Source organism: Paraburkholderia sp. GAS199, from assembly GCF_050436585.1.
Lineage (GTDB): Bacteria > Pseudomonadota > Gammaproteobacteria > Burkholderiales > Burkholderiaceae > Paraburkholderia.
Genome location: NZ_JBNDMM010000003.1, coordinates 556,910 through 582,734 on the forward strand (window position 1 = coordinate 556,910; position 25,825 = coordinate 582,734).

The 25,825-nt window shown below is 62.9% G+C and carries 23 protein-coding genes; 11 read left to right on the forward strand and 12 right to left on the reverse strand.

Going from position 1 to position 25,825, the window contains the following annotated elements; genetic code table 11:
• Positions 1-55: 55 nt before the first annotated feature.
• Positions 56-355, forward strand: coding sequence for a hypothetical protein (locus P3T18_RS14175; protein ID WP_429300546.1), 300 nt, complete (start codon positions 56-58; stop codon positions 353-355).
• A gap of 316 nt (positions 356-671) precedes the next feature.
• Here the strand turns inward: P3T18_RS14175 and P3T18_RS14180 are convergent, their stop codons facing one another.
• The 4 genes from P3T18_RS14180 to P3T18_RS14195 all read right to left on the reverse strand — a co-directional run bounded on the left by P3T18_RS14180 (position 672) and on the right by P3T18_RS14195 (position 4,876).
• Entirely contained in the window at positions 672-1,997 is a 1,326-nt protein-coding gene (locus P3T18_RS14180; RefSeq protein WP_429300547.1) for an MFS transporter, read from the reverse strand.
• A gap of 93 nt (positions 1,998-2,090) precedes the next feature.
• Positions 2,091-2,936 (reverse strand): NAD(P)-dependent oxidoreductase, encoded by an 846-nt coding sequence (locus P3T18_RS14185; RefSeq protein ID WP_429300548.1) that lies wholly within the window; start codon positions 2,934-2,936, stop codon positions 2,091-2,093.
• A gap of 9 nt (positions 2,937-2,945) precedes the next feature.
• Complete coding sequence (locus P3T18_RS14190) at positions 2,946-3,947, reverse strand: transketolase family protein (RefSeq protein WP_429300549.1); 1,002 nt, start codon at positions 3,945-3,947, stop codon at positions 2,946-2,948.
• Entirely contained in the window at positions 3,944-4,876 is a 933-nt protein-coding gene (locus tag P3T18_RS14195) for a transketolase (protein WP_429300550.1), read from the reverse strand. The genes P3T18_RS14190 and P3T18_RS14195 overlap by 4 nt, the downstream gene beginning before the upstream one ends.
• Positions 4,877-5,049: 173 nt before the next feature.
• On the opposite strand from P3T18_RS14195, the gene P3T18_RS14200 reads away from it, so the two are divergent.
• The 3 genes from P3T18_RS14200 to P3T18_RS14210 all read left to right on the forward strand — a co-directional run bounded on the left by P3T18_RS14200 (position 5,050) and on the right by P3T18_RS14210 (position 7,629).
• On the forward strand, positions 5,050-5,973 hold the full coding sequence (locus P3T18_RS14200) for a LysR substrate-binding domain-containing protein (RefSeq protein ID WP_429300551.1): 924 nt from the start codon (positions 5,050-5,052) through the stop codon (positions 5,971-5,973).
• Between the two features lie 116 nt (positions 5,974-6,089).
• Positions 6,090-6,647 (forward strand): carboxymuconolactone decarboxylase family protein, encoded by a 558-nt coding sequence (locus tag P3T18_RS14205; RefSeq protein WP_429300552.1) that lies wholly within the window; start codon positions 6,090-6,092, stop codon positions 6,645-6,647.
• Between the two features lie 70 nt (positions 6,648-6,717).
• Complete coding sequence (locus P3T18_RS14210; RefSeq protein ID WP_429300553.1) at positions 6,718-7,629, forward strand: helix-turn-helix domain-containing protein; 912 nt, start codon at positions 6,718-6,720, stop codon at positions 7,627-7,629.
• Between the two features lie 83 nt (positions 7,630-7,712).
• On the opposite strand, the gene P3T18_RS14215 is transcribed toward P3T18_RS14210, so the two are convergent.
• Positions 7,713-8,891 (reverse strand): porin, encoded by a 1,179-nt coding sequence (locus tag P3T18_RS14215; protein WP_429300554.1) that lies wholly within the window; start codon positions 8,889-8,891, stop codon positions 7,713-7,715.
• Between the two features lie 482 nt (positions 8,892-9,373).
• Here P3T18_RS14215 and P3T18_RS14220 point away from each other — a divergent pair, with 482 nt between their 5' ends.
• Genes P3T18_RS14220 through P3T18_RS14230 form a run of 3 tightly spaced genes read left to right on the forward strand, consistent with a single transcriptional unit; the run spans position 9,374 to position 11,859 of the window.
• Positions 9,374-10,429 carry a Rieske 2Fe-2S domain-containing protein gene (locus tag P3T18_RS14220; protein WP_429300555.1) on the forward strand — a complete coding sequence of 352 codons (1,056 nt, stop codon included), beginning with the start codon at positions 9,374-9,376 and terminating at the stop codon, positions 10,427-10,429.
• A 60-nt stretch (positions 10,430-10,489) separates the two neighbouring features.
• Positions 10,490-10,660, forward strand: coding sequence for a rubredoxin (locus P3T18_RS14225; protein WP_429300556.1), 171 nt, complete (start codon positions 10,490-10,492; stop codon positions 10,658-10,660).
• Complete coding sequence (locus P3T18_RS14230; RefSeq protein ID WP_429300557.1) at positions 10,657-11,859, forward strand: FAD-dependent oxidoreductase; 1,203 nt, start codon at positions 10,657-10,659, stop codon at positions 11,857-11,859. The genes P3T18_RS14225 and P3T18_RS14230 overlap by 4 nt, the downstream gene beginning before the upstream one ends.
• Positions 11,860-12,042: 183 nt before the next feature.
• Here the strand turns inward: P3T18_RS14230 and P3T18_RS14235 are convergent, their stop codons facing one another.
• Positions 12,043-12,969: a LysR family transcriptional regulator gene (locus P3T18_RS14235; RefSeq protein ID WP_429300558.1), complete on the reverse strand. Its 927-nt coding sequence runs from the start codon at positions 12,967-12,969 to the stop codon at positions 12,043-12,045.
• A gap of 203 nt (positions 12,970-13,172) precedes the next feature.
• Positions 13,173-14,090 (reverse strand): hypothetical protein, encoded by a 918-nt coding sequence (locus P3T18_RS14240; RefSeq protein WP_429300559.1) that lies wholly within the window; start codon positions 14,088-14,090, stop codon positions 13,173-13,175.
• A gap of 157 nt (positions 14,091-14,247) precedes the next feature.
• Here P3T18_RS14240 and P3T18_RS14245 point away from each other — a divergent pair, with 157 nt between their 5' ends.
• From P3T18_RS14245 to P3T18_RS14255, 3 genes are all read left to right on the forward strand, one after another.
• On the forward strand, positions 14,248-15,150 hold the full coding sequence (locus P3T18_RS14245) for a LysR family transcriptional regulator (protein ID WP_429300560.1): 903 nt from the start codon (positions 14,248-14,250) through the stop codon (positions 15,148-15,150).
• 129 nt (positions 15,151-15,279) lie between these two features.
• Positions 15,280-17,220, forward strand: a complete 1,941-nt coding sequence (locus tag P3T18_RS14250; RefSeq protein WP_429300561.1) for an aconitase family protein — start codon at positions 15,280-15,282, stop codon at positions 17,218-17,220.
• 135 nt (positions 17,221-17,355) lie between these two features.
• A complete protein-coding gene (locus tag P3T18_RS14255; protein ID WP_429300562.1) occupies positions 17,356-18,798 on the forward strand; it encodes an MFS transporter in 1,443 nt (480 codons plus the stop codon).
• Positions 18,799-18,831: 33 nt separating this feature from the next.
• On the opposite strand, the gene P3T18_RS14260 is transcribed toward P3T18_RS14255, so the two are convergent.
• Both P3T18_RS14260 and P3T18_RS14265 read right to left on the reverse strand, forming a co-directional pair.
• Entirely contained in the window at positions 18,832-19,791 is a 960-nt protein-coding gene (locus tag P3T18_RS14260; protein WP_429300563.1) for an LLM class oxidoreductase, read from the reverse strand.
• Positions 19,792-19,800: 9 nt separating this feature from the next.
• On the reverse strand, positions 19,801-22,167 hold the full coding sequence (locus P3T18_RS14265; protein ID WP_429300564.1) for a DNA polymerase II: 2,367 nt from the start codon (positions 22,165-22,167) through the stop codon (positions 19,801-19,803).
• Positions 22,168-22,383: 216 nt separating this feature from the next.
• Between P3T18_RS14265 and P3T18_RS14270 the strand changes: the two genes are divergently transcribed.
• Complete coding sequence (locus tag P3T18_RS14270; protein WP_429300565.1) at positions 22,384-22,809, forward strand: PRC-barrel domain-containing protein; 426 nt, start codon at positions 22,384-22,386, stop codon at positions 22,807-22,809.
• 209 nt (positions 22,810-23,018) lie between these two features.
• On the opposite strand, the gene P3T18_RS14275 is transcribed toward P3T18_RS14270, so the two are convergent.
• From P3T18_RS14275 to P3T18_RS14285, 3 genes are read right to left on the reverse strand one after another with little or no spacing between them, the layout of a single operon-like run.
• Positions 23,019-24,029, reverse strand: a complete 1,011-nt coding sequence (locus P3T18_RS14275) for a DUF2891 domain-containing protein (RefSeq protein WP_429300566.1) — start codon at positions 24,027-24,029, stop codon at positions 23,019-23,021.
• A 10-nt stretch (positions 24,030-24,039) separates the two neighbouring features.
• Positions 24,040-24,990: a DUF979 domain-containing protein gene (locus P3T18_RS14280; protein ID WP_429301101.1), complete on the reverse strand. Its 951-nt coding sequence runs from the start codon at positions 24,988-24,990 to the stop codon at positions 24,040-24,042.
• On the reverse strand, positions 24,990-25,685 hold the full coding sequence (locus tag P3T18_RS14285) for a DUF969 domain-containing protein (protein ID WP_429300567.1): 696 nt from the start codon (positions 25,683-25,685) through the stop codon (positions 24,990-24,992). Before P3T18_RS14285 ends, P3T18_RS14280 begins: the two co-directional genes overlap by 1 nt.
• Positions 25,686-25,825: the final 140 nt, after the last annotated feature.

Consider the following 25,825-nt stretch of genomic DNA (forward strand, 5'->3'; position numbering starts at 1 on the left):
ACTTGCCGCTCGTCGCCAAGTGACAGTGTTTGGACAGTGGTATCTTTGGATCTATATGTGCAACTGGGCGATCGATGCTGATGGTTTGCAGCTTGCAGCCAATGAAACGTCGAACACGGTGATCGACAAGGCGCTCAGATTTCTCGATGGGCAGAAGTTGGAATCCATTGAGGTCACGCGGAAAGATATGAAAACGATCTTTCAGTTTGATCTCGGAGGAAAACTCTCGACTTGGCCATATTCAGACCAAGAGGTTCGATGTGACGCGCAATGGATTCTGTACGATTACGGGGCGAAACTGACGAGGGCGCTGAAAGGAGATGGCACCTGGCTGTGCGAGACGTTGCCTGATTGAGTCAAACTGCAATATCCCTGGGCAATTGCAGCACCTGTATCACAGAGCGGCGAGGCGAAAATTCATCCATGAAGCTTGGTTGGGGCTACGCAACCAAGCAGACGAGTGCATACGTCTGCAGCAATCTCTGGTACTAGACCGTGAGGCGATCAGGACCGAGCAGCAATCCTTTAACGGCGTGAAAGCGTGTTGTGGGTCTTTCATAAATCTTCACAGAAAAGGGGCCGCACAAGCGGCCCCTTTGCCTCGCAGGCGGCGTAATAAGTCACTTTTCTCGACTTTTGGAAAAGCATTAGACCTACGCCAACTCGACCTCCTATCGCGTCCTCACCCCAGCCCTTCCCATCCCCACATCCGCGCCTCGCTCCACCACCGCAGGTGCAGTCTCGCGCATCGACAACGCACACAGACTGGACACCACGCCGAGCAGCGAGAACATGATGGCCGGTCCCATCCAGCCGACCACGCCATACAGTCCGGTCGCGAGGAACGGCAGCAATCCCGCCACCACCGACGCGCCGTTGTAGCCCAGCGAAATGCCCGACGAACGCACATTGGCGGGGAATTGTTCGGAGAACCAGCTCGATTCCACGGCGAAAATCGGATCGTGGCTGAACAGCAGCGAGAGCGACACTGCCGTAATGACCATGATGCCCGCGCCCGTGTTGATCAGCAGGAACATCGGCACGCCGAAGAGGATCGTGAACAGCGAGCCGAACAGGAACAGCGGACGCCGACCCAGTCGGTCGCTCAAAGCGCCGTAGAGCAGATGGCTGCCGAGGCCGATCGCCGAACCGATCATGGTGCCCCACAGCACGTTTTCCTTGCTCGACACATGCGCCAGCATCACGTACGAGAGCATGAAGCTGGTAGTGATGTAGTAGCCGCCGGTTTCCGCGAGACGCAGGCCGATGATCTTCAGAATCATTGGCCAGTCGTTGCGCAGCACTTGCAGCGCGGGTTGCTTGATGATCGTTTCGCTCGCCTTGATGGCTTCGAATGCGGGCGATTCCTTCACGCTCAAACGGATGAAGATGCCGATCGCGACCATCACGAACGAGACGAGGAACGGCGCGCGCCACACCCAGTTTCCTTCGAACAGATGCGATGAGAGCAGGAACGCGCCGTTGGCGAGCAGCAGTCCGAGCGGAATGCCCACTTGCGGCACCGCGCCGAAAAAGCCGCGGCGTTTCGCCGGCGCATGTTCACACGCCATCAATACGGCACCGCCCCATTCGGCGCCGAAGCCCACGCCCTGCACCATGCGCAGAAGGATCAGCAACACCGGCGCGAGCACGCCGACCTGATCGTAGGTAGGCAACGCGCCGATCAGCACGGTCGCTGCGCCCATCGCGAGCAGGGACCAGAACAGCACGGTCTTGCGGCCGAGCCGGTCGCCGAAATGGCCCGCCAGATAGCCGCCGAACGGACGCATCAGGAAGCCGACGGCGAGCGTCGCGAAGGCCGCGAGGATGCCGATGATCGGCTCGTTCGTATGGAAGAAGATCTTCCCGAACCAGCCGGCGGCGGCCGTGCCGTAGATGAAAAAGTCGTAACTCTCGACCGCTGAGCCGATCATCGAGGCAAACGAGACCTTGACGGGGTTGTCTTTCGCGGCGGTTGTCGCAGGTGAGGCATTCATGGCTTGTGTCTCCAGATCGTTTTCGAGTCGTTGTCGAGTCGTTTTATTTAAGTCTTCTCGCGCGCTGGGAAGCGTGGCGGTCGCGGCGGCAACTTAGCGCCACGTTTCGATCACGCGGCTATCGTCCCGCGCGCCGAGGCCCGAGTCCGCGGCCTGGTGGTAGCGGGCATTGGCAATCGCGAGCAGGGGCACGTCGGCGCCGCAACCCTCGGCGGCAGCGGCGACCAGGTCGCTGTCCTTGACGAAGATATTGATGGCGCTCGTCACGGATACGTCGGTGCCGCCGAGCATGCGCGGGCCGCGATCGGACAACATCCACGAACCGGCCGCGCCTTTCTCGATCAGTTCGAGCACGGTGGCCGGATCGAGACCGAGCGAGCCGGCGAGGCTCAAGGCCTCGGCGGCGGCCACGATGTGCACGGAGCACAGATGCTGGTTCACCACCTTGATGCTCTGTCCGTCGCCGAGATTCTCGCCGGTGATGCGCACGCTGCCCATCGCGTCGAGCACGGGACGCAAGGCGCCGATGTCGTCGTGATTGCCCGAGGCGAACAGGACCAGCTCGCCGGTTTTGGCCCGCGCGACGCCGCCCGTCACGGGTGCATCGACCACGCGCGCGCCGGCCGCACGCAAACGCGCGCCCTGTTCACGCACGCTCGCCGGACCCACCGTGGACATGATGAGCCAGCGCTGTCCCGCCACCGCGTCGACCACGCTGTCGACCAGCGAGGCCAGTTGCGCGGGCGTCGCTACCATCGCGATCACGACTTCGGCGGCGGGGGCCGCGTCGAACGAGCCGACCGCGGACAGCCCGCTGGTCTGCGCGATGTCGCGCGCCTGGCTCGACAGATCGACGCCGGTCACGTCATGTCCGGCCTGCTTCACGCGGAGCGCCATCGGCAGGCCGATCGCTCCGATTCCCACAAACGTTACCTTCATGATATTCGCCTACTTGAGCCAGTGTTTGATGTTCTCGACGATCGACGACGTCGAGATGCCATAGCGATCGTGCAGCGTCGGCAGGGCGCCCGCGTCGAGGAACTGGTCGGGTAGCGCGATCTGCCGGAATTCCGGCATGACGCGTGCACGCATCAGCGCGGTGGCGACAGCCTCGCCGAGTCCGCCGATGCAGCTATGGTTCTCTGCGACGATCACGAGCCGGCCCGGCCGCTTGCATTGCTCGATGATGGTGGCTTCGTCGAGCGGCTTGATGGTCGGCACGTGCAGCACGGCGACGCTGGCCGAACCGTCGTCCATGGCCTGCGCGGTTTCGAGCGCGCGCATGGTCATGATGCCGGACGAGATGATGAGTACGTCGGTGCCGTCGCGCAGCAGTTTGGCCTTGCCCAGTTCGAAGGTGTAGTCGTAATCGTCCAGCACGGCCGGCACCTTGCCGCGCAGCAGGCGCATATAGACCGGGCCATTGTGAGCCGCGATCGCGCTGACGGCCTGTTCGGTATCGAGCGCATCGCACGGGTCGACGATGGTGAGGCCCGGAATGCCGCGCATCAGCGCGATGTCTTCGGTGGCCTGGTGGCTCGGACCGTAACCCGTGGTCAGGCCCGGCAATGCTGCGCAGATCTTCACGTTGAGGTTTTCTTCGGCGATCACCTGGTGGATGAAGTCGTAGGCGCGGCGGGTGGCGAACACCGCGTAGGTCGTGGCGAACGGAATGAAGCCTTCCTTCGCCATGCCGCCTGCGGCGCCCATCAGCAACTGCTCGGCCATGCCCATCTGGAAGAAGCGCTTCGGGAACGCATTGCCGAAGATATGCAGGTCGGTGTACTTCGACAGATCAGCGGACATGCCGACGATATTCGGGCGTTTCTCCGCTTCGGCAACGAGCGCGTGACCGAATGGCGCCGGACGGGTGCGCTGGCCTTCCGATGCGATCGACGCGATCATCGCGGAGGTGGTCAAGCGGGGTTTCTTTTCGGCAACGGCGCTCATGAGCGATCTCCTTGCTGGTGGTTCTGATCGAGCACGGCAATCGCTTGCTGCCACTCTTCCTGATCGACTCGAATGAAGTGATTTTTCTCGCGTGCCTCGAGGAAGGGCACGCCTTTGCCCATCAGCGTGTCGCACAGGATCACGCGCGGCTTCTCGTCGGTCAGCGCGCGCGCCCGGTCGAAGGCTTCGATCACGGCGGCGAGGTCGTTGCCGTTCACGCGTTCCACGTGCCAGCCGAAGGCCAGCCATTTGTCCGCGAGCGGTTCGAACGCGAGGATGTCGTGCGACGGGCCGTCGGCCTGCTGACGGTTGATGTCCACGAGTACGATCAGGTTGGACAGGCGATGGTGCGCGGCGGAGAGCGCGGCTTCCCAGGTGGCGCCTTCGTCGAGTTCGCCGTCCGACATCGAGTTGTAGACGAACGCCGGATTGCCTTTCAGACGCAAACCCAGCGCCATGCCGACGCCGATGGTCAGACCCTGGCCGAGCGAGCCGCCGGATATTTCCATGCCCGGCGTGTAGGTCGCCATGCCCGACATCGGCAGGCGGCTGTCGTCCGAGCCGTAGGTGTCGAGTTCGGCTTCCGGAATGACGCCGGCTTCGATCAGCGCGGCGTAAAGGGCAATGGCGTAGTGTCCGTGCGACAGCAGGAAGCGGTCGCGGCCTTCCCATTCGGGGTCTTCCGGACGCAGGTTCATGGCGTGGCACCACGCGACGGCGAGCACGTCGGCGAGGCCGAGTGCCTGACCGATATAGCCCTGGCCCTGCACTTCGCCCATGCGCAGCGCGAAGCGGCGAATCCGGTAGGCGTGGTCGGCAAGCTCGGCGTGGCGGGCGGCGTGCGTGGAGGTGTCGGAGGCGCCGGAGGCGGCGGTGCGTTGAGCGGGCGCGTCGGCGGCCGGCCGCGGTGAGTCGGTGATGGGTGTCATGTCTCCGTCCTGGTGCTTTTCGGGAAGTTGTGAGTCGTAGCTGAACAGCTTGGCGCGGACAGGTGCGTTTCATTCATCTGTTGCCAATCTATTCGACGCAGAGGCAGCGTGTCATTGGGAAAAACCGCCTGACAAAAGAAAAGATTGCACCTATTCATGAATGGAATTCACGCATGACGTCGATTCGCAAGCTGCCGCTGCCGTTCCTGCGCGTCTTCGAGGCGGCCGGCCGCACCAGTTCGTTCGCACTGGCGGCCGAGGAACTGGACCTCTCGCCAAGCGCGGTGAGCCACTCCATCCGCAAACTGGAGGAGACCTTGAACCTGCGGCTTTTTCAGCGCAGCACGCGCGAGGTCAAACTGACCCGCGACGGCGCGGTCCTGCTCGAACACGTGCAGCGCGGTCTCGATGAAATGCGACGTGGCCTCGCGCTGCTCGCCAACGAAGGGCCGAGTCCGCTGCGCCTGCATACGGCGCCGAGTTTCGCGACGCAATGGCTGCTGCCGCGCCTGTCGGGTTTCGTGCGCGAAAATCCGAATATCGACCTGCGCTTTTCCGCCAGCACCGATTACGCGCGTTTCGAAAACGACGACTTCGATCTCGACATCGTGTACGGCGAGCCGAAACCGTCGCCGCACGAAAAGATTCCGCTGGCGCTGGAGAAGCTCACGCCGTTGTGTACGCCGGAATTGGCCGGGCAGATTCGCAGCCCGGAAGACCTCTATGCGCACACACTGATTCAATGCGACGTGCAGATGTTCCAGTGGAAAGGCTGGTTCGAAGCGAACGATCTGACGCCGCCGAGCCATTACGGCCTGCACTTCGACCGCAGTTCGATGGCGATCGCGGCCGCGGTCGACGGACTCGGCGTCGTGCTCGAATCGACCTTGCTGGCCGATCGCGAACTGAAGAACGGCACGCTCGCCACGCCGCTGCTCGGACGCACGCGGGAAGTGCCCTATATCGGACATTACCTCGTGTATCCGAAGCGGTATCATCATCATCTCGCGTTCGATATCTTCAAGTCCTGGCTGCTGAAAGAGCTGGAAATCGAGCCTGATGGCGCCGATCGAAGCCAGGACGACGCATCGTCGTGATGTCGCGTTTCGCGGCCGTTATTACATGCGAGGTAATTGGCGGGCCTCGCACCCGCCACTAATCTTCGGTCATCGCGCGGTTCATCCCGGATCGCGCTAATGACCGAGGACACATCATGTCGACGTTTCACATTCATACGATCGAATCCGCCCCCGAGCAATCGAAGCCCGTATTGCGACAGTTGCAGCAGAGCTTCGGCTTCGTGCCCAACATCGCGGGCGCGATGGCGGAATCTCCCGTGCTGATCGACGCTTTTATCGGCGTGTTTCAGCGCGTGCATGCCGGCAGTTTCACCGAAGCCGAAATCCAGACCTTGCTGCTCACCAATGCCGTGACCAATGCATGCACGTGGGCCGTGGCGTTTCATAACGCACTCGCGTTGCAGCAGGGTCTGACAGCCGCCGATGTCGACGCCATTCGCGCTGCTCGCGCGCCCGAAGATCGCCGTTACGCCGCACTTTCCACGCTGACGAAAACCGCGATCCAGAAACGCGGCCATCTCGACGACGATGATCTGCATGCCTTCATCGAGGCAGGTTTTCGCCGCGATCAGGTACTCGAACTGCTGGCGGTGCTGGCGGCGTCCACGATCACGAATTACGTGGGCAATATCACCCAGCCGCCGCTGGAATCGCAGTTCCAGGTGCATGCATGGCGCGCGTCGGACGCCTGATGCCGAAGCGGGCAGCGGTGGAGAGTATGCTTGCCCGCATGATCGACAACCCTTCGTGGATGACCGTCCGATGAAGCCTGCGAAAGTGAATGCCAAAGCCAGTGCGAATACCGCGACGCCGCCGGGCGAACTCGGCGCGCTGCTGCGCTACTGGCGCGATTTACGCGGCACGAGTCAGCTGGATCTGTCGTTCAATGCGGGCGTCTCGCAGCGCCATATCAGTTTCATCGAAAGCGGACGCAGTGTGCCGAGCCGCCAGATGCTGATCGATATCGCGCAGACGCTCGACATTCCGCTGCGCGAACGCAATACGCTGCTGCTGGCGGCGGGTTATGCGCCGGTCTATTCCGACGCTGCCTGGAACGCGCGGGAAATGGAGAGCGTGACGCGTGCGCTGGGTCGCATGTTGCGGCAGCACGAGCCGTTTCCGGCGCTCGTGATGGACCGGCACTGGAACGTGCTGATGACCAACGACGCCGCGCCGCGTTTCTTCAACAGCTTCATCGACATGGCGGCGCGCAAGGGACCGCGCAACATGCTGCATCTGATCTTCGACCCGCAGGGTATGCGTCCATTCGTGGCCGACTGGCCGGCGGTCTCCGATAGTCTGATTCAGCGTGTTCATCGCGAAGCAGTGGGGCGCGTAGCGGACGAAGAGACACACGCGTTGCTGGCCGAACTGGAGGCCTTTTCCGCTGAGGCGTCCGATGTTGCATCCGCTGTTGCATCCGAATCTGCGCCGCAGCAGAAAGCCGCCACGCTTTCGCCTTCGCCGGCCATGCCGGTGATTCCGATTGGCTTCGTCAAAGACGGCGAAGTACTCAACTACTTCTCGATGGTCGCCAGTGTCGGCACGCCGCAGAGCATCGCCGCGCAGGAGTTGCGCATCGAGTGCATGTTCCCGGCCGACGACGCGACCGAGGCGCGTCATCTGGCGTTGTTCGGCACGGTGCAGGCGTCGGCTTCTCCAGCGGAACGTTGAAGGCGAGTGCAAAAAAAAGCCGCCCGCGTAAAAGCGGGCGGCCTGCTTTGTCGAAGCCTCGCGGGCCGCGAGGCTCGTCTGCATCAGAAGCGGTGACGCACGCCGACGCGGAAGGCGAGCTGGTTGTCCGCACCGGGACCCGACGGGCCGAAGAAGCTCGTGCTGGAACCGATCTGCGCTTGCACGTCCTGCGTACCGTTGCGGCCCGAAGCGAGCTGATAGATGCCGAGCGCGTAGACGTCGGTGCGCTTGCTGAGGTTGTAGTCGACGCTCAGGTCGGCCTGATTCCAGTGACCCTTGGTGGCGTCGCCCAGATGCATGTACGTGTAGCCTGCGCCGACGTTCAATGCTGCCGTGAACTGGTACTTCGCGCCGACGTCGTAAGCGGTGAAGGTGGATGCCGCGCCCGAAATCGCTTCGAAGCGCGTGTTGGTGTACAACGCCCACAGCGTCGCCGCGCCGATGGCGTAGCGGCCGCCCACGCCGAAAGTACGCAGATCGCGGATATTGCCGGTTGCCACGTTGGCCGCCGGAACGTTCGCGAGCGTCGTCGAGAATGCCGGTGCTGCCTGGCTCGGGTAGCGGATATCCGTGTACGCCGCGCCCACGCTAACCGGGCCGTTCGCGTAGTTCGCGCCGAAGCTGTACGTGCGCGACGAACCCGCGACCGGTGCCGCCGTCGTGCCGGTTGCCGGTGCGCCGGCGAACGCGCCAGCCTGATTCGAGAAGCCGTACAAACCGCCGAACGTGAAGCCCGAGAAGTTCGCGCTGGTGAACTTCACCGCGTTGTTGATACGGCTCGACGTCAGCTGGTCGACGTCGTTGATGTGGTACGCGTAGTTGCCGGCGGCGGTCTGGCTACCGGTCGAATATGAGCCGCCCAGGAAGTCCGTCGAGAACGAGTACTGGCGACCGAACGTCAGCGAGCCCACGCCGTTCTGCGACAGACCGACGAAAGCCTGGCGGCCGAACAGTGCGCCGCCCTGGCCGAGTGCGCCGGTGCCGCTATTGAAGCCGTTTTCCAGCACGAACAGCGCCTTCAGGCCGCCACCCAGATCTTCCGTACCGCGCAGACCCCAACGGCTGCCCGATGCAACGCCGTCGTCGTACTTGACGAGATCGTCGTGGCCCGTGCCGGCACGGGCGTGATTGACGTAGCTAATACCTGCGTCGATCAGGCCGTACAGCGTGACGCTGCTTTGCGCGTGAGCGCTGAGCGTGACGCTTCCGAGAACGGCGGCGGCGAGAATGGTCTTCTTCATTTTTTCCTTCTTCTTTTCAGGCTGATCGTGCGGCGCGTCGAGATCGCGCGCTGCGTGAATCAGAGTTGGCAATGAGTACAGATGCGGCAAATAAGCGAGACGAGCGCCCACGGCGTAGCCGCGCACGGCTGCGCTGAAAACAGGTCAGGTCTGGGAAATACGATGGAGCTGGCGGGGCCGCGTGAACGGCGTTGTGCGCCATGTTCACTGCGTGTCTGGCGACGTTCAGTCAGACAACAGGATGCGTCCCGTTATATGTTGCGAAATATAACGGTCCGTTACCGTTCCGTAAACCATATCTTGGGAATTTGTCGCCTTTCTGACACACATGTCAGGGTCACATTGCCCGGTCGAAATAGAGTCAATGTTCGCGGCCGGATTGGCCCGCAAAAGGTGCACGGCTATCGTTGTCTTCAGGCGGTGGGATCGACAGAACTTCGCGACCGAACCGCTCTACGCCCCACAGAACATTGGAGACAAGCATGGCCACACCTCAGGCTTCCTCGCTGACGTTTCAGCGTTCCCCGAACCTGCCGCGCAACTGCACGTTCGATCCGCACGACTGGAACATCCTGAGCCAGTACTGGCATCCGGTTGCATTCAATGCGGACCTCGGCGACAAGCCGCTGTCCGTCACTCTGCTCGACGAAGCGCTCGTGATTTATCGGCTCGACGGCAAGGTATTCGCCGCACGCGACGTGTGTCCGCATCGCGGCGCGCCGCTCAGCCGTGGATGGGTCGAGAATGGCCATCTGGTTTGTCCGTATCATGGGCTCGGTTACGGCGCGGACGGCAAGTGCAAACACATTCCGTCGCAATCGGACGGACCCATCCCGGATCGCCTGCATCTGACCACGTATCCCGCGCAGGAAGCCTACGGTCTCGTGTGGGTATCGTTGGGCGGCGGCACTCAGCCTTTGCCGGATTTTCCGGCGTGGAATAGCGAAGGCTTTCAACAGATCCTGCCGCCTTCGATCGACATCAAGGCTTCCGCCGGCCGTCAGACCGAAGGTTTTATCGACGTCGCGCACTTCGCCTGGATTCACCACGACAGTTTCGCCGACCGGCACAACCCGGTGGTGCCGCAGTATTCCGTGGAGCGTCGCGATCGTGGCTTGCGCGCCGAATACGTGAGCACGGTCAGCAACTTTCCGAAATCGATGCAGCATCGCGCGCCGGACGGATTCCCGTGGCGTCGCGTATTCGAAGTGGACGTGCCGTTCTTCGCGCGTCTCACGGTGCACTTTCCGGAGAACGGACGTCTGTCGATCCTGAATGCGGCGAGTCCGGTTTCCTCGCGATTGACGCGGCTGTTCGTGCCGATCGCCCGCAATTTCGACACCGATCTGCCGCTCGACGACGTTTACGAATTCAATCGCCAGGTCTTCGAAGAAGATCGCGCGATCGTCGAACTGCAATGTCCCGAAGATCTGCCGATCGACCGCAGCGCGGAAGCGCCGATCCTTGCCGATCGTTCGTCCGGTGCATATCGACGCGCGTTGGCCGATATCGGTCTGGGCCAGGCGTATGTGCGTTGATAAGCGTCGGCACGTGTCGACGCGCATTTAACAGCACAGTTGGAAAGAGGAAGAGACATCATGAAAATCTGGGAATGCGTGATCTGCGGATTTCGCTATGACGAGGCGCTCGGTTTGCCGGAAGCGGGCATCGCGGCCGGCACGCGCTGGGAAGACGTACCCGAAGACTGGTTGTGTCCCGACTGCGGCACGGGTAAGCACGACTTCGACATGCAGGCGGTGAGCGCATGAATAAAGGCAAAAACAGCGACTTCGAAGCGAACGCGCCGGCCGTGGTAATCGTCGGCACGGGACTCGCGGGCTATACCGTCGCGCGTGAACTGCGCAAACTCGACAGCACCGTGCCGCTCGTGCTGATCAGCGAAGACGACGGCTGCTTTTATTCGAAGCCGACGCTCTCCAACGCGCTCGCGATGAAAAAACAGGCCAGCGAACTGGCGGTCTCCGATGCGAGGACCATGGCCGCGCAATTGAACGCGCGTGTTCTTGCGCATAGTGTCGTCGAGCGCATCGACGTGGAGCGGCATGAAGTCGTCGTCGGCGAAAACACGCTTCAGTACCGGCAACTCGTGCTGGCACTCGGCGCCGACGCACGACGTATTCCGGTTGCCGGCGACGGCGCGGCCGACATCCTCTCGGTCAACAATCTCAGCGATTACGCGCAATTTCGTGGACGGTTGCGCGAGGCCGGATCGGTCGCGATTCTCGGCGCGGGATTGATCGGCTGTGAGTTCGCCAACGATCTCGCGCTGGCGGGCTATCGCGTTTCATTGCTCGATCCGGCCGCCGCGCCGCTCTCTCGACTCGTGCCCGGAACGGTGGGCAACGCGCTTGCCGCTGCACTCGGCAAACATGGCGTGAATCTGCACCTGGGTACCTCTGTTACTGAAATGACGCGCACGCAGCAGGGCTACCGTTTGACTTGTTCGAACGGAGAGAGCTTGAGCGCCGATCTCGTTCTGTCGGCCATCGGCCTCGCGCCGCGAACCGGTCTGGCGGCGCGTGCGGGCATTGCAATCGACAACGGCGTACGCACTGATGCATGGTGCCGCACGAGCGCGCCGGACGTCTTTGCATTAGGCGATTGCGCGGCGATAGACGGCAAAGTGCAGCCCTATGTCCTGCCGATCATGCATGCGGCGCGCGCGTTGGCTCGCACGCTGTCGGGCAACGAAACGCGTGTCGATTTTCCGGTGATGCCGGTGACGGTGAAAACACCGGCATTGCCGGCCGTCATCGTGACACCGGCGGGAGAGGGCGAGTGGCGCGTCGACGGCGTAGAAAGCGAAGCCAGTGGTGTTGCGGCCGCGGCATTGCGCGCCGTGTGCGAGAGTCCGCCCGATCGCAAGCTGCTCGGCTTCGCATTACTGGGGCAGGCCACCGCGGGCAAGGCCGAGTTGATCAAAGCGATGGCGGCAGCACCCGTCTAGGCGTTTTCTGGCGTTTTACGCAGGACCGTCTCCATTACGACGCCGCTTCATTCTGACCGACCAGCGTCGCGGTCTTCGGCTGCGCGTCCGCGTCCTGTCTCGCGGACATCATGTCGAACCGTTCGTGGCGTCGCAAGCATCGGCTTGCGGCGCCTTTTTTGTTTTACGCGTATTCCGATGTTCTCAGGGACTCAAAGTGCGCGCCACGTTCGACACCAGTCGACGCAGCCAGATAGCCGAATCGCCACGATGCACGCGATCGTGCCAGAGTTGATAGTAGGTGAGCGCGGCCTTCGCGCCGGGAATCGGCTCGATGCGCAGCGGCAGGATGCTCGCGTAGTGAGTCGCGAGAGTGCGCGTCGTCGTGAAGAGAAGATTGGATCGCACCAGCACGTACGGCGCCATGCCGAAGTAGGGCAGCGTGGTCGTCACCGTGCGCGACAAGCCGTTGCGCGCGAGTTCGATATCGATGGTGCCCCACGTCGTCGTGTTCACCGTGGTCACGGCCAGATGTTCGGCCTCTTCGTAGGCGCGCTGGGTGAGTTCGCCGCGCGCAATCGGATGATCGTTGCGGATCAGGCAGACCAGTTCGTCGTTGCACAGCGGTTGCAGATGCAGATGTTCCGGCGGCGTTCGCCAGTTGCCGATCACGAGATCGAGCAGACCCGTTTCGAGGCCGTTTTCGTAGCCGCCGTCGATCATCATGAGATGCTTGAATTCGAGCTTGGCGTTGGGCGCGGCAGTATGAAAAGCGTCGATCACGGCCGGCACGAACGACACGTCGAGGTAATCCGGCGAACCGATACGAAACGTGTTCGTGGTCGTGGCCGGATCGAATCCCGTATGCGGATGAAGAATCGCTTCGATACTCGTCAATGCCTGAGCGACGGGATCGATGAGCGCGAGGGCGTGCGTGGTCAGCACCATTCTGCTGCCGCTGCGCACGAGCAAAGGGTCGCCAGTGAGTTCTCGCAACCGGCGCAATGCGAGGCTGACCGTGGGCTGGGATTGTCCGAGCAAGGTCGCCGCGCGCGACACGCTCGATTCGGTGAGCAGCGTATGGAGGACTCTGAGCATGTGAGAGTCAATGCTTGCCTTCGACATCGCCATGCGCACCTGTAACGTAAATTCTGCTTCGAAATATACGCACGGATATTTCGCCGGTCAACGTCACGTGGCGGGGCCATGCAGCGCAAAGCCGCGTCCGGTCTGGTTCATGCGCAAGCCGATATGGCAATGATGAGCGCGAAGCTATGAAAAAAGCCGCGAGGTATCGCGGCTGGCAGCGTGGTGAAACGAAATGCGTATGGGTTTTACGGCAGCGACAGGATATGCACGTAACTGGGGCCGCCCGACGCCGCGCGATCCACCACGTAAAGCCGATGACGCGCGGTGTCGATGGCGACGCCGCGCGCGTCGTGGAAGTCGCTGGCGATCACGAACGCCGTACCATCGGATGAAATGCGGCAGAAGTCCGTGGAATTGCATTTCGTGTAGAGCGTGCCGTTGCTGTCCGCGGCGAGTAGATCCGGGCTTTCCACCCGCGCGACGACGTGGTGTTGCGCGCTGGGCTGCGTCGATGCGAGCAGAGCGTCGAGCGGCGCGCTGACGATGGCATGGTTCGCCTGGTCCGACACGAAGACGGTATTCCCGGCAATCGCGACACCGACCGGTTTGCCGAGCCCGCTGAGCAGATCGCGCTCGGTTGCCGTGCCGGCCGCAAGGTTGTAGGTCAGCAGGCTCAGGCCGCCACGCGCGGGCTGATTGCCGTCCTTCACGAACCACGTGGAGAGCGCCTGGCCCGGCGCGACGATCGCGAGGCCCAGACGCCGGCGTGCCGGGTCTGGTCCGGCCAGCACGGTCACCGCGTTGGGCGCATTCACCGCCAGCAACGCGCTCGACGTGCCGAAGCCGAACCGTTCGATCAGCAGCGTGCGGGCGTCGGCGAAACTCAGCTGACTCAAGCTGTTTCCGGCGGCGCCTCCGGCAGGAATGGCGGCATACGGCGTGAACGTGTGGGCGTCGGCGGATGAAAGAATGCTTCCGGTGGTGTCGTCGGTCAGAAAGACCATGCCGTCGCCCGGCCGCACGGCGATGCCGTTGGGCTTTGCATCCACGGCGACGCGTTGCGACTTCAGCGTCGTGGTGTCCGTCGCGCAGGCGGCGAGCAGCACTAGCAGCATTCCCGCGATGGCGGCGCGTGTTCGTGCGGCATTCCGTATCGACAGCATGACTTCTCCCTTCGAATCAAAGTGGTTTCGTGCGCGCGCGATCGTTCAGCGGCCTCGCAGCGTAATATAACGATCGACATAGTGTGGGGCAAGCCGACCTTGACCGCTTGAGCACGCGCCGCATCGAAGCGGCGCTGCCTGCCCAGTACCCGAGACCATGGAAAATCTTCTCAAGAAACTCGACCTCACCTCGCTGCGCCTGTTCGTCGCCGTCTGTCAGGAGCAGAACATCGCGCGTGCGGCCGAGCGCGAGTTCATCGCGTCGTCGGCGGTGAGCCGGCGGATTGCCGAGATCGAAGCCCTGATCGGCTTGCCGGTGATCCAGCGTCAATCGCGCGGCATTACGGTCACGCCGGTGGGCGAGACCGTGTTGCGCTACGCGTTGGCGATCATCGGCAATATCGAACAGATGAGCGCGGAGTTGTCGCGCTTCTCGTCCGGCGCCAAGGGGCGGGTTCGCGTGGTGGCGAATCTGTCGTCGATCGTGCAGTTTTTGCCTGAAGACGTGGCCGCGTTCGGACGTGCTTTTCCCGATGTGTCGATCGAACTCGAAGAAGAAAACAGTACGGACGTGCTGCGTATCGTCGGCGAACACGGCGCCGACTTCGGCATTTGCAACGCCGTGGCGGGCAGCGAGGCTTTCGAGCAGGTGCCGTATCGCGAAGACCGTCTGGCCGTGCTGGTGCCTGGCGGCCATCGTCTCGCGGCGGCTGCGCGTGTCGCCCTCGCCGACTTACTCGGCGACAGTTTCGTCGGGCTACGCAGCGAAAGCGCGCTGACGCAATTGCTCGCGCAGCAGGCGGCCAATGCTGGACGGCAGATGGACGTGAAGATACGCGTGAGCAGTCTCGACGCGCTGTGCCGCATGGTGCACGCCGGGCTAGGCATGGCCATCGTGCCGGAGCAGGTCGGTCTGCTGTACGTGAACGCGCTGGACGTGCGTTTGCTGCCGCTGAGCGATGCTTGGGCCGTGCGGCATCTCGTGATGATCTTCAAGGCGCGCGAGCAGCTCACGGCGAGCGCGGCCGCGCTGGTGAGCTTTCTCGGCAATCAGCGTTAGCAGGGCCGGCCCGTCGTCCGGCACGCGCCCCGCATGCGCCCGGGGTCGCCGAACGAGAGGTCTGCGTTGCCGTACCGGCACTTCGGCAATCGCCGCGCGCGCCGTATAGTGGTCGCAAGGAGAATGCTCATGAGCGACACGATTCGTCTGGACGGCCGCGTGCTGTACCTGTCCGGGAACCCCGCGGTGATCGAGGCGCAACTCGCCGGCGAGAACTTCACGCGCGACACGGCGGGCGCGCTGCGCGATAACGTATCGACCGACGAAATCACGCCCGTGACCGTCATGCTCACCTACGACGAACGCCTCGGGCAATACCCGTACGTCGGCTTCAAGGCGGGCGAGCGCATGCCGATCGGCCGCGACGCGATCAGGAATGGCGGCTTTCAGGTGACGGTGGCGGGCAAGCGCTACGGCAAGGGCTCCTCGCGCGAATCGAGTCCGCTCGCGGAACTTTCGGCGGGTATCCGCCTGATCGTGGCGGAGAGTTTCGAGCGCATTTACCAGCAGAATTGCGACAACATCGGCATTCTCACCACCACCGATTTCTCCGTGCTGGATCGCCTGATCGCAGGCGAGGCCGTGCCGGTCGAAGAATTTCTCAAGGGCCGTGACGCGCTCACGCAGCAGATCATCCGCAGCGGCGGGCTGCTCGCGTACAGCCGTTTCGCGGAATGGCCCGCGCCGCGAGAACGCGGCACGCTCGCTGCCAATACGCCGAAAACGCTGGTCGAGAAGATCATCGAGCGGCATCTTCATCCCGGTATCGCGAGCGCGCAGCGTGGCGACGGCGTGTTCATCGCCGCCGACTGGCGCTTCAGCCACGACTATTTCACCGGCATGTGCGCGCATCTGATGCATCGCGCGTTCGGCAAACTCGCGCCTTTGCATGCACCGGATCACATCATCGCGTTTCAGGATCACCTCGTGCTGGCCGCGCAAAGCATTCCGCACGTGCGCGACGGCCTGTTGCCCGGCGTCGCCAATCTGATGGAAGGACACACCACGTTCTCGCGCGACTACCCGGTGCGTTCGCACGGCGCGCTCGACGGCATGCCCGGTTCCGAAGGCATCTGTCATGCGCTGATGGCCGAACAATACGCGTTGCCGGGTCAGGTGGTGTGCGGCACGGATTCGCACACGCCGCATTCGGGCGCGCTCGGCTGCCTCGCATTCGGTGCGGGCGCAACGGAAATCGCCAATAGCTGGGTGACGGGCTACGTGCGCTGCAAGGTGCCGGAAACGTTGCGGATCGAAATCGACGGCACGTTGCGCGACGGCGTGACGGCGAAAGACGTCGTCCTGCATCTTTTGCAAATGGACGCGATCCGCACGGGCGGCGCAATCGGCCTCGTGTTCGAATACGGCGGCACGGCGGTGCGCGCCATGTCGATCGACGAACGGGCGACGCTCACGAATATGGTCGCGGAACTGGGCGGTTTTACCGGTATCGTCGAACCGGACGAGCGCACGGTGGCCTTCCTGAAAGAGCGCCGCAATGTCGATTTCACCCTTGAAAACTGGATGAAAAGCGACGCGGACGCCAGCTACCGCGACGTTATCCGCCTCGACGCCGGCGCCATCGAAGCGATGCTCGCGCGTCCCGGCGACCCCGGCAACGGCGTCCCGGCGCTGCAAGCGGAGCAGGACATCGCCATCGACATCGCGTACGGCGGTTCGTGCACGGCGGGCAAGCGCGAAGACTTCGACTTCTATCACGAGGTCTTGCGCTGGGGCGTCGAGCAGGGCCTGAAAGTGCCGGACAGCACGCGTCTGTATCTGCAGTTCGGCACCATGGCGGTGCGTGCCTATTGCGAAGCGCAGGGTTATTTGCCGGTATTCGAGCGCGCCGGCGTGACGCTCGTGATGCCGGGTTGCGGGTCGTGCGCCAACTGCGGCCCCGGCCAGTCGGCCGAGGCGAACGAAGTGACCATCAGCGCGATCAACCGTAATTTTCCGGGGCGCTCGGGTCCCGGCAACGTATGGCTGGCGAGCCCGTACACGGTGGCGGCGAGCGCATTGGCCGGAAAAATCACCACCTTCGAACAATTGAAACGCGTGCACGGCTAGAATGCTGGCCGGACCCTGTGTCCGGCGTCGTGATACGTGTGATGCACACAAGTACGAAAGTCCGGCGCAAGACCGGGTCAGGCGAGCATCGTCGTGCTCCGCCAGTATCATTTGCATCACCAGGAGACAAACAATATGGCATCCCCAGATCACGCCGAATCCGTCGTGCGCGGCGCTGGCGTCGCGGCGTCGACCGCGTCCGTTCCGCTCGACGCCGGCAGCATTTCCGCGCGCCTCGATCGCCTGCCCGCCACGCGTTCCATCTGGAAGCTCGTGGTGCTGCTGAGCCTCGGCTTCTTCTTCGAACTCTACGATCTGCTGTATTCCGGCTACGTCGCGCCCGGCCTCGTGAAAAGCGGTCTGCTCACGGCGACCACGCACGGCCTGTTCGGCTCGACCGGCGTCGCGAGTTTCATCGCGGCGCTGTTTAGCGGGCTCTTCATCGGCACGATCGCGTGCGGCTTTCTCGCCGACCGCTTCGGCCGCCGCGCCGTGTTCACCTATTCGTTGCTGTGGTACACCGCGGCCAACGTCATCATGGCGTTTCAGGAAACGGCCACGGGTCTGAATTTCTGGCGCTTCGTGGCCGGTGTCGGAATCGGCGTGGAGTTGGTGACGATCGGCACGTACATCTCGGAGCTGGTGCCGAAACAGATTCGCGGCCGCGCTTTTGCGTGCGAGCAGGCCGTGGGCTTTACTGCCGTACCGGTGGTGGCGTTTCTGTCCTGGCTGCTGGTGCCGCGCGCACCGTTCGGTCTGGACGGCTGGCGCTGGGTGGTGCTGATCGGCGCGCACGGTGCGCTGTTCGTCTGGTGGATCCGGCGCGCGTTGCCGGAGAGTCCGCGTTGGCTCGCGCAGCAGGGACGTCTTGCCGAAGCCGACCGCGTGATGAGCGAACTCGAAGCGAAAGTGCGCAAGGAATACGGCCGCGAATTGCCGCTGCCTCAGCCGGCCGTGCCGGTTGCGCCGCGCGGCAGCTTCCGCGACATGTGGGTGCCGCCGTACCGCAGCCGCACGCTGATGATGACCATCTTCAACATCTTCCAGACGGTCGGCTTCTACGGCTTTGCGAACTGGGTGCCGACCTTGCTGATCAAGCAGGGCATCACGATCACCACGAGCCTGATGTACTCCAGCGTCATTGCGCTGGCCGCGCCGCTCGGTCCGATTATCGGCCTCTTTATCGGCGACCGTTTCGAGCGCAAGACCGTGATCGTGGTGATGGCCGGCGCGAATATCGTCTGCGGCCTGTGGTTCAGTCAGGCGTCGGGCGCGTTGCTGCTGGTGAGCCTCGGCGTCTGTCTGACGCTGGCGGGCAATATCATTTCGTACAGCTACCACGCTTATCAGACGGAACTCTTTCCCACCAGTATCCGGGCGCGCGCCGTGGGCTTCGTTTATTCGTGGAGTCGTTTTTCCGCTATTTTCACGGCCTTTCTGATCGCGATGGTGCTGAGAGAATTCGGCACCATCGGCGTATTCGTGTTTATCGCGGGCGCGATGCTGATCGTGATGCTGGCAATCGGACTGATGGGACCGAAAACGAAGGGCATCGAGCTGGAGAAGATTTCGAAGTGAGCGGGACGCCGCGGTTCGCGGCGACGGCCGCCGTCAGGTCGTGGTGTGAAAGAGCGGCAACACGTGTTGAGCCAGTTCGTCGAGGACATCCGCGATTGGACGCTCCGACGCGGATAGATTGAACGTGACGTGATGCGTGCCGCTCGCGCGCATATCGTCGAGAATGCGCACCAGTGCGTGGCGGCCAGTGCGATAGCCCAGTGAAACTGGCTCCGCCGGTTGATTCGGATCACTGACGAGTTCGAGCCGCATGGCCTCGCCGAAAGCGCGAAAAGCCTCGGGCGCCGCGCGATCCACTGCGGCGCGCCACATACTGTAACGGGCGCGCTGCGCCTCGGGCTCGCGGTGATAGGTCATCCAGCCGAGCGAATGGCGCGCAATCCAGTCGACGCTTTGGCCGCCCGATCCCACCGCGAGCAGCGGTACGGTGCGCGGGCTCGCCGGCAGCAGTTCGAAGGTGGGCGCGCCTTCCGGCGTCTGGTCGGGGATAACGCGCGAAGGCTTGCCGAGTGCCGCCGCCAGTGTCTCCCAATGCGCGCGATAGAGATCGCGCCGCGCGTCCGAATCCTGACCGAAGGCGGCGTATTCCGGTGGCCGGTCGCCCGATCCGAGTCCGAGAATGAAGCGCCCATTGCTCAGCATATTCACGGACACCGCCGCCTTGGCGATATGCAAAGGGTGCCGCAGCGTGAGCACGATGGCGCCGCTGGCAAGCGCGATGTGCTGCGTATTCGTCGCCAGCGCGCCGAGCAGAACCCATGGATCGAGATGGCCCACCGGGTCCGGATAATCCGCGCTGTTCAACGGCACGTCGCGGACCCAGAGCGCGCGAAAGCCGTGCTGGTCCGCCAGACGCGCGAAGGCCAGCTGCTCGTGGAAGTCGGCCACGATCACGCCCGCGCGCAGAAGCGGCAAGGTGAGCCCGAGTGTGAGCGCGCCTTCGGAGAAAACACGGTTTGCCGCTGTCACGGGCTGCTTGGAATCCGGCTCCATCGTTTTGCCTCAGAACAGTTGATGCTGGCCGCTGATCAGCGTGGTGAAATCGTCGCGCAAGAGCGGCAGAATGGCGTCCGCGACGGGTTGCAGCTGGCGCGTCAGATAGTGCTCGTAGTCGATTGCGGAGCGCAGCGTTTCCAGCGGCTCCGGTCCCGCGGTGGTCACCACGTAGCTGATCCAGCCGCCGTTCTGGTATTGCAGCGGGCGTCCCTGCTGACGGTTGAAGTCGTCGGCTACGCGGGCGGCGCGCACATGCGGCGGCACGTTGCGCTCGTAGTCGCCGAGCGGACGGCGCAGGCGTTTGCGATACACGAGCTGGTCGTCGAGCTTGCCGGCCAGTGTGTCGCGCACGTAATCGCGTACGTAGTCCTGATACGGCTGCTGCCGGAAAATGCGCCCATAAAGCTCCTGCTGGAACTGCTGCGCGAGCGGCGTCCAGTCGGTGCGCACGGTTTCCAGACCTTTGTAGACCACGTCTTCGCGGCCGTCGGCCAGCACCGTCAAACCCGCATAGCGTTTCTTGCTGCCTTCTTCGGTGCCGCGAATGGTCGGCATGAAAAAGCGCTTGTAGTGCCGCTCGAATTGCAATTCGAGCGCGCTGTCGAGGCCGAAGCGTTCCTGCAGATTCTGCCGCCACCATGCATTGATGTGTTCCACCAGCGCCCGCCCGATCGAGGCCGCTTCCTGCTCGTCGTGCGCATGCTTGAGCCAGACGAAGGTGGAGTCGGTGTCGCCGTAAATGACTTCGTAGCCTTGCGCCTGAATCAGTCGGCGCGTGGTGTGCATGATCTCGTGACCACGCATGGTGATCGACGACGCGAGACGCGGATCGAAGAAACGGCAGCCGGTCGAACCCAGTACGCCGTAGAACGCGTTCATGATGATCTTGAGCGCCTGTGAAAGCGGCGCGTTGCGTTCGCGCTTGGCGGTTTCGCGGCCTTGCCATACCTGAGCGACGATCGAGGGCAGGCAATGGCGGTTGCGCGAAAAGCGCGCGCCGAGAAAGCCCGGCACCGAATGGTCGTCGTCGGGATTCAGCATGCCGTCCACCAGACCGACGGGGTCGATCAGAAACGTGCGGATGATGGACGGATAGAGGCTCTTGTAGTCGAGCACCAGGACGGAATCGTAGAGGCCGGGCCGCGAATCCATCACGAAGCCGCCGGGGCTCGCCGCGCCCGCCACGTCGCCGAGATTCGGCGCGACATAGCCCTGCCGATGCATGCGCGGCATGTACAGATGCGTGAACGCCGCCACCGATCCGCCGCTGCGATCCGCCGGCAAGCCGGTGACGGTCGCGCGTTCGAGCAGAAAGTGCAGCAGTTCGGTTTTCTCGAAGATGCGCGTGACCAGCTCGCAGTCTTTGAGGTTGTAGCGCGCGAGCGCGGGCTTGTCTTCGTCGAAGCGGCGCTGGATTTCATCCATGCGCTGATACGGATTGTCGATCGCCTTGCCTTCGCCGAGGACCGAACGCGAGACGTGTTCCAGACTGAACGACGGGAAACTCCACGTGGCGGAGCGCAAGGCTTCGATGCCGTCGATGATCAGCCGGCCCGCCGCGCCCGCAAAAAAGTGATTCTGCTTCAGGCCGTGCTCGCGCCACTCCATGACCGCACCGCCGCGACCCAGCCGCAACGGCACGCGATATTGCTCCGCGTGCTGCTGCAACACCCGCAGGTCGAACTGCACGAGATTCCAGCCGATGATCGCATCGGGATCGTGCCGCTCCATCCAGGCGTTCAGCTTTTCCAGCAACTGTGCGCGGGTTTCGCAGTACTCCAGCTCGAAATCGAGCTGGCCGGGCGTGCCGTTCGGTGGCCCCAGCATATAGACCTGACGCTGGCCGCAGCCTTCGAGTGCAATGGAATAAAGCTCGGCGTGCGCACTCGTTTCGATATCGAGCGAAACCAGTTTCAATTGCGGCCGGTAGTCCGCGGCCGGTTTCAATTCGCTATTCAGAAGCGGGCCGTTTTTCTGCGGCTCGCCGCTGAACCAGACGGGCGCCGTGATGAACCGCTCCATCATGTAGCGCTCGTGCGGATAGACGTCGGCTTCGTACACGTCCACACCGCCTTGCCGCAGACGCTTCTCGTATCCGGCCAGTTGCCGGTACTGAGGACAGTAAAGACCCATCACCGGACGATGCTGGAAGTCGCGCAATTCGAGTGGCCGCAGATCGAGCGGCGCTTCGCGGCGCAGGATGGTTTCGGCGCGCTCGCGCTGGTCGGCAGGGATGAATGCCACCGATGGTTGCGCGCGCAAACGGATGTGACGGGGCCCGCTGTCGGTTGCCAGCCAGAAATCGACCTCCGTACCGGCGGGCGTATCGCGCCAGTGTCGGGTCAGAATGAAGCCCTGCTCAAGCTCAGTCAAACTACCACCTCTAAACGGGCATCGTCGCCTCGTGCAATTTTACCGTTATGCGCCGTTGCACTGTGCCGCGCCGATGAGCATGCCGCCGGACCACGCAGAAACGCCGCGACCAGGCACGCAGAATGCGTATTCGCCGCGTAGTCTGTATGATCCCTTTGCAGCGAATCTTCGGCGCACTATGCGTCGGTCAAGCCTTGTATGAACGGAGTGAACGATATGACTTTGAGCAAACTTGTTGTTGTAGTCGCAGTAGCTGCAACCAGCTTCGGTGCACAGGCGCAGGTGGCCGGCACGCAACCGCTGAGCGTCACGGTGGAACAATCCAACGCCTTGCTGAGCGGCTGGAGCGTGAAGAAGAGCATTCTCGGCAAGACGGTCTACAACGACCAGAACGAAAAGATCGGCGCGATCCGCGATCTGGTGGTGGCTCCGGACGGCTCGCTGTCGGCGGCCATCGTTTCGGCAGGCGGGTTCCTCGGCGTTGCGTCGCACGACGTAGCCGTGCCTATCGCCGCGCTCGATATCCGCTCGGGTAATTTCTATCTGGCGGGTGCAAGCAAGGACGCGCTGAAGGCAACGCCGGAGTTCCAGTACAACAAGGTTCAGGCGCCGCCGAAGCCTAAAAAGCTGACGGGCCAGTAACCGGCTCTCCAGCCTGCACGCCGGCCGATCCGCTGCGCGCGGATCGGAGCGGAAGCAAAAAGGCTGGGAAAAGCCTGGAAGACAAGCAGTAGAAAAACGAACGGCGCTCATTGCGCGAGCCGGCTAGTCAGTTCAGTAGCCCGGTTCACGCGAATGAGCGCCGTTTTGCATGGGTGCGCCGCGAAGGCGCGGTCTCTATGCTGCGTCGCTCAGGCCTCGAGCGCCAGCGTGGCGAACGTACCCAGCCAGTGTTCGCCCATGTAGTCGCCGGCGACGTGCTGCAAGGCACTGTGCAGATGCCGCTCGGCCGATTCGAACAGCACGGTGCGCCGCACGTCGCCGGCAGGCAGCGCGCGCGCCAGCGAACGTTGACACCACGCGCGGCTCAGATTCAGTCCGTCGAGGTGGGCGATCTTGCCGTCCGTACGATCCGTCACGGTCACCGGTTCGAACAGCGTAAGCGGCTTTTTCGCGCCGATGTCCGGCAGAAAACGGCCGAACCATGTGCCGAATTGCGCGGGCGGCAGGACGCGCCGCATCAGCTCCGCTTCCATGAGCGAGGGCGACAGGAACTCGTCGCCGGCAGGCTCCCATGCCTGGCACGCGACGTCGTTCAGAAACCAGCGCTCGGCCGTATTCACGATCAACGCTTCCAGCGAATCACGCGACGTCTGGCGCGCGAAATCGAGCGCGAGCGCCAGTGCGAACGCCATGTTGAAGTGCGTGCCGACCCGCAGCGGGTAGGTGGCCTTCGGCAAGAACTCTTCGAAGCGCGCCACGAAAGTCTCGGTCAGCGGCGCCATGATCTTCGACCACTGCGCGGCCTGCGAGAGCTTCATGCTGTGCAGCTGGCCGCCGAGCGCGAGCAGCCACGCCCAGCCGTACGGACGCTCGAAGCCGCGATTGTGCGGCAACTCCAGGTAGGCGAGTTCGCCCGCCACGTTGGCCGCGGTGAAATGCTCGTCGACCACGGCAATGATGCGTCCGGCTTCGGGCAGATCCGGAAAACGATCGAGCAGATGCAGGATCAGCCAGTAGCCATGCACGCACGAATGCCAGTCGTAGCTGCCGTAGAAGATCGGATGCAGCGCGCGCGGTCCCTGCACGTCCTGTGGTCCGGCCAGCGAGTGAGTCAGCTTGTTCGGATACTCGCGCGTCAGATGAGCGAGGGCGAGATTGGCGAATCGCGACGCGAATTCGGCGGTAAGTTGAACGGTCATCGGCGTCTCCTCAGAATCGGAATACGAACAGATACAGCAGTATGGTATTGACGATCAGCAATAGTAAAGCGGTTGGCCATTGCGCCTTGATCACGCCGTTCTGGTCTTTCAGTTCCAGCAGCGCAGCCGGCACGATATTGAAGTTGGCCGCCATCGGAGTCATCAAAGTGCCGCAGAAGCCGCACAGCATGCCGATGGCGCCGAGAATGGCCGGATTGCCGTGGAATTGATGGACGATCAGCGGCAGGCCGATGCCGGCCGTCATGACCGGAAACGCCGCGAATGCGTTACCCATGATCATGGTGAAGATTGCCATGCCGAACGTATACGCCGCGACCACGGCGAAAGCCGAGTCGACCGGAATCCAGGTTTTCACGAGATCCGATACCACGTGGCCCACGCCGGCGAGTGCGAACAGCGCGCCGAGTGCCGCGAGCATTTGCGGCAGGATGGCGGCCCAGCCGACGGTATCCATGGTGTGGCGCGCGTCTTTCAGCGCATGCACCGGCGAGTCGCGCAACATGAAGAGCGCGGTGCCGAACGCCACCAGCGTGCCGAGCACGAGCGAAATCAGCGTGACGTTCTTCGTTTCGACGAACGGCGCGTATTTCAGCGTCAACGTACCCAGCAAGGTGACGAACGGAATCAGCAGCGCCGGAATGAAAAGGCGGTTGCCGAAGCGCTGCGCGTTGGTTTCGCGGCGCGCGGCAGCGGCGCTGCTGTCGGCGTCGGATTTGCCCTTGCCGAGCTTGCCGGACCCAGCGATCAGCGCGAGCGCGATGGCAAGACAACCCGTCACGAAGTGCGGCAGTTCACCGCCGAACATGAACGTGACCGCGTAGATGCCCCAGAACAGAAAGTTGACCACGCGACGCGGATTCGTGCGGTCGCTCAGATTGAAGAGTGCGAACGCCGCGAACATCAAACCGGCCAGCACGTAGAGCGATTCGAGTTTGATCATCAACGTGCGACTCCTCGTGCGGCGCTCAGTGCACCCATCTTGTGCGAGAGATTGCGGTCCAGCAGCATCAGACGCGCGACGTGAATGACGAGCGCGGCGATCGCGGTGGGAATGGCCCACACGGACACATGCAGCGGTTCCACCACGATGCCGTTCTGTTCGAGAAAGCCCTTGATGAGCAGGATCGACTGGATGGCGATGAAAATGTCTTCGCCGAAGAACACGGCGATGTTGTCGACCGCCGATGCATTGGCGCGAATCTGCTGGCGCACTTCGTCGGGCAACTCGCCATAACGGTTGGCGGCGGCAGCTTCGGCCATGGGCGCGATCAGCGGGCGCACCATCTGCGCATGACCGCCGAGCGACGTGAGCCCGAGTGCCGCCGTGATCTGGCGGATCACGAAGTAGAGCATCAGCACGCGGCCGGTCGTGGCGGCGTGCAGGCGCGAGATGAGATGCCGCGCCTGTTCCTTCAGGCCGTTGCGCTCCAGCAGCGCGATCACCGGCAATGTGAGCCAGATCAGGCCCATGTAGCGGTTATCCGCGAATGCCTTGCCGAATGCGCTGACAATCTCCACCGTTTGCAAACCGCCGGCGATGCCGGTCGCGATGCCTGCGATCGTCACGACCAGCAGTGCATTGAATCGCAATGCAAAGCCGAGCACGACGATCGGCACGCCAATCAAAACCCACATTCCCGTTCTCCTCTGTCGCGGTTGTCGCTTTTCTGTTGCTGCACGCAGGCGACGAAATCTAACACGATAAATTATCGATAAATAGTTAACGAATTACCGTTTCAGGGTAAACGCCGAGATTCGTAGCGTGCAAGGCGTGT